The 4826-nt window shown below is 41.7% G+C and carries 3 protein-coding genes and 1 pseudogene; all 4 read right to left on the reverse strand.

Translation table 11 applies throughout. The annotated features are described in order from the left end of the window. Nucleotides 1-138: 138 nt before the first annotated feature. Nucleotides 139-960, reverse strand: a pseudogene (locus OCV58_RS10055) (IS256 family transposase); the annotation flags it as partial. A gap of 204 nt (nt 961-1164) precedes the next feature. Next, nucleotides 1165-1995 carry a hypothetical protein gene (locus OCV58_RS10060; protein WP_154877756.1) on the reverse strand — a complete coding sequence of 277 codons (831 nt, stop codon included), beginning with the start codon at nt 1993-1995 and terminating at the stop codon, nt 1165-1167. A gap of 113 nt (nt 1996-2108) precedes the next feature. Beyond that, the gene (locus tag OCV58_RS10065) at nt 2109-2840 is read right to left on the reverse strand and encodes a hypothetical protein (protein ID WP_154877757.1); all 732 of its coding nucleotides are present in this window, start codon (nt 2838-2840) and stop codon (nt 2109-2111) included. 15 nt (nt 2841-2855) lie between these two features. Continuing rightward, nucleotides 2856-4826, reverse strand: a 1971-nt coding sequence (locus OCV58_RS10070; RefSeq protein WP_267312882.1) for a hemagglutinin repeat-containing protein, incomplete at its 5' end; no start/stop codon positions are given.

Consider the following 4826-nt stretch of genomic DNA (forward strand, 5'->3'; position numbering starts at 1 on the left):
CTTGATTACTTCCTCGTTAAGCTGTACAATCTTTTCAGACATGGTTTGCTTGCTCCTTTCAGAATGGTGTGTCGCGACTTCATTCTATCAGAGTTCTGCAAGCCATGTCTCTTTTTATTTTTGCGAAACTTATTGTACCTTATCCATCTTTGCCACCCGCTTCACCTTGGAGCGAGGCGTGACCGAGAACACATTGCGGTAGAAGTGGACGGTACAGCGCTGGTACTTGGCCTCTGGAAATACTTCTCCTACAGCCTCCAGCATACCAAGGCATTTGTCTCCAACCACCAGTTTCACCCCGTCCAGGCCACGGCCGCGCAGCCACTGGAAGAAGCTGATCCAGCTGGCCTTGTCCTCCTTCATGCCCTCGGTGGCACCAAGAACCTCACGATATCCGTCCTCATTCACCGCAATCGCCACCAGAATGGCTACATTTTCAAACTCTCCGCCCCAATTTCGGCGCAGGTAGATTCCGTCCACGTAGACATACGGATAGTTCCCACCCTGCAGAGGGCGGTTCCGCCAATCCTCGATGTGGACATACGCTTTCTTGTTCAGCTCACTGATGGTGGCCGGAGACACCTTGCTGCCCCACAGCGCCTCGGTAATGTCCTCCACACGCCGCACGGATACGCCCGCCAGGTACATCTCAATGAGAACTTCTTCCACACTGCTTTCCCGGCGGCGATACCGCTCAATGATAGCGGTCTCAAAGGAGATCCCTTTGAGCTTGGGTATCTTCAGGGTAACGTCCCCAGAAGTGGTGGTAAGGTTGCGGCTGTAGTGGCCGCTGCGATAGCCCTGCCGCTGCTCATTGCGCTCGTACCGGGCCGCCTGGGTCAGTTTCTCTGCCTCGGCCTCCATCAATTCGTTGAGAGTTGCCTCTACGCTGCCTCGAACCAGCTCTTTGAGCTGCCCCTTGATAACTTCCTCATTTAGCTGTACAATCCTTTCAGACATGGTTTGTTGTCTCCTTTCAGAATGGTGTGTCGCGACTTCATTCTACCAGAGTTCTGCAAACCATGTCTCTTTTTATCTTCTTTTCAATTTGCGAAAATTATTGTACCTTATCGTATCTCTATCTATGTTTCCGTAGCCAGTTGATAATAATTGAGTAAATCTAAAAGATAACATAATAGTTATTATTCATTGATAAAAAACAATTTACTTCCCTTTACATAAAAAAACTTTAGTGGGAACACCTAACCAAAAGTATACTGCTTTCAATCTAAAAAATAATTTCTTATCCCTCGTAATAAAGTAATCACATTTAGCCCCATAAATCGCATGAGAAATATCATGCGTAGGACTTTCTAAATTTCCTGTATCTGAATGATATCCGCAATAATTTAAAATTTTCATTGCACATTCAATGTGCAATGAAAATATATGATATGGTCTTTTTACATCAATTTCATAAATATTCTTTAAGAGTTTAGGAGAAATTTTTTCTTTGTAATCATCCCATGAAGTTTTTTCACAAATATATGCTACAGCTTTTGATTCAAAAATATCCTTTGTAGAAATCCCACTTACCAGTGTAGCATTCAAAAATTTATTCTCTGATTTATTAGGATCATTTGCAGTTGCTCTTTTCTCTTTCCAAAATTCCAAATTTTTTTTATCAATTGTTTCAACAGCTCTAGTTATGTTAGGGCCATCTTTTTTTATTACATCTCTATAAACCTGTGGAAATAATCCCGAATTTTTTTTCAAGACATATTTACCATAAGAAGTTCTTGGTTCTATATAAACAATATTTTGATTAGTGAGTTCTTCTAAATATCTTTTATGTTTTCTTATGACAGCTTTAGAAATTTTTCTTTCTTTCATTTCTCTTTCTATTTTTGCTATTTCTTCAAAATGTGCTGGTGAACAGTATATATCATATTTCTTTTTTATTTTTTCTAAACATTTACCTACGTTCTCATTTTCCGTCTTATTGTTCATATACCATGTCAAAATATTAAAATCAATATAAATACTTTTTTTCATAATGAATAGCCTCCGTATCCTATAAAGGACAATATCCTGATCGGCAATATCTATGCCTGTCTTGCCAATAATATCCGTCGTCGTCAGGTGTGCCGTTTCATTGGCACCAAGGGTCATTTGTTTTCTATATTTTCTGCATACGGATAAATATTTTTAACATATTCATCTATTGGAAACATAAAATCTAATTCAATAGAATCATTAATAACAAATTCTGAGTAATTAATCATTCTTTCTAATTCAGATAAAAATGTTATTATCTGCGACATGTTCTTCCAACGTTTATCTTGATTCCAGATGGCTCGAACCGTTCCCCAACTTAAACGTCGTTGAATCTCTACATCACTCCATGGTTCAATTTCATTGAAATTATCCTCTAAAACAATACCATTAGAAAAAACTGAATCGAGCCTCGATAGTATTGAAGCAACATATTTTGTTTCATCAAAATTACAAACATGTGTATATGTTTTAATATCCGGAAGCATCGCTATTTTTTCACGATTTTGCTTGAAGTTTTCCTTTATCTTTTGCATATCGTTATTTTTATTCCATATTGAATGACGTACAATTATGTTTTCGATATTTTTATCTTTCCTATCATCGGCATATATACTCCATGACACTTCTTTGCAATTTGGATAATAGAAGACGCATTGAAAAACTATTTCATATATTAATTCACTTCTTTTTTGAATATATATATACTCAGGTTCTCTAAAGTAATATTCAGTAATAGCTTCTAGTTGTAACATACGTAAAGGGATAATCGGTTTGGAAATAATTGTAATATTAGATATATTTCCTTGTTCACGTTTTGCAAAATATTCATTTATGTTAATCATTTTTATCAGTCCTTTTTAATCCGGATCTACTGTATCAACTAATTCCGGTTCTTGGCCTTTCCCTTTTTCTTTGGGAACCGCATAGACATCTCCTGTTTTAGGATTCCAATATAAATCTGAATGAGATTTTCCTACCTTTCTTTTTAATCCTTGCGTATAATTTTCTCCTCCTAATTCATCAATCTTTCTTTTAGGCATGCGTTTTAATTGTCCCTTTGATTTTGCAAATACTACTAAATCCTGCCACTCATTACCAATAACGTCTCCAGCTGCATCAACCCATCCAGATACATTATTATACACTGCCACTACATTTTGTTGAGCATCTTTAATTGTATTCGCACTAATCGTAAAGCCAGCTGCTGCTAAAGCAACTGAAGCAATCTCTTTCGCCCCCCAAACTATAGCAAAATTATTCCATTTCATCCCATATTGTGATACCGCTGCACCAGTTTCAGTATCTTCTTCTAATATAGAGTTTACTGCAATCCCAACAACAGCACTATACAACTGCGCCTTAGCCGGATCGCCATCTGCTAATTTCAAGATTTCTTTACTTAACTGTTCGTTAACGCCAGCAGCCCATGCGCCGTTGCTGAAATCACCGCCTGCAATTTGCGCCGTAAGGCCGCCTATTAAAGTATGCAAGGCGACTTTATTGGCATCGCCATCTGCCCAGCCATAGTGTTCGCTTACTTTATGGATGAGCTCGTTGCCATTTTTAGCAAATAACTTCGCCAGTTCCTGTTTTTCTTCTATGGTTTTCTTATCAAAGATATGATCCAGTTTATTCAAGGCATTGGCCGTATCACGGTTGATTTGTGACAAATCCGTCTTTTCTTTCGTCGTTGTAATCGTCCCCGGTGCAATCGCAGAATGGGTTGTCGACGAAGCTTCATCTTCTGCCCCCGGCATCAAATCGGGCACCAATCCACTTTCGTTATAATGTTTGTATTTTTCTGCGTCTGTTCCATAATGCGTGTAAGATATGCCAATATCCTTTACATCGTATTCCGCCTTATTTCCCATATCTTCCATCGTCAGCGTACCCGTCGTCAGGCTGTTCTTATCTTCCGACGCGGTGCTATCTAGGAGAGAGCCCGTAAGACGCGTATTATCTTCGACATGGACCGTAAATCCGCCTTCACCGGCATAGATACCGGCCTGCTGCGTTACGCTGGCATAGTCGCTGTCCATGCTGCCTTTTCCTAAGAAGGCCGATCCGCCCGTCGTTCCCGGGACATACGGCGTGGAATCATACTTACGGAAAGAGTCGTCCAGCCAGTCTTTCTTGCTGCCAGACGACATGGACACGGATATGCCGCCGCCCATGGAAGAGCTGTCGCCCCGATACGTTTCCGTATCCTGCAAACTGGAAATATTCAGATTTCCGCCTACGTCTACCTTCACCGTCTTCCCGCCTACTTGGGAACCCGTAATCGTCGTATCGTTCCCGGACTGCATGGTCAGCGTATCCGATGCCGTCACGGTCGTCCCGGTGTGGGTCGTCGTTTCCGTCGTTCCTTCGTCTTTGACCTTAGAGAAGCTGGCGTCGACGCCGCTGATCGCCCCACCAGTAATTGTCATCCCCAGGGAAGACCCTTTGCTGCTGTAATTTTCTGTAATGGTCTGCGTGTTAGTTCCTGCTCCCAAATCAATATCATGGGACGCTGCTAGGGTAACGTTCTGCCCCTGTATAGTTTCGCCAATGGCGTTTATGTTTCCTTTCGCGGCATCTTCACTTCCGGCAGCGATGGTAATATTCCCTTCACTTGCCAGCGTCCCGCCGGCATAGGTAACCGTATCGTTCTGGTATTCCTGCTTAAACGAGCTGGAACCGATACCGACATGAATACCGACAGAACCGATGCCGCCCTGTTCCATGGCGTGAATCTGGTCGTTCAGCGTCTTGCCGCCTTCATAGGCTTCTAAGGCCTGCAAGGTCTTATTATCCCTCGTCTGGGCGGTGCGGATGGTACTGCGCAC

The sequence above is a fragment of the Megasphaera stantonii genome, from assembly GCF_025567065.1.
GTDB classification, from domain to species: domain Bacteria; phylum Bacillota; class Negativicutes; order Veillonellales; family Megasphaeraceae; genus Megasphaera; species Megasphaera stantonii.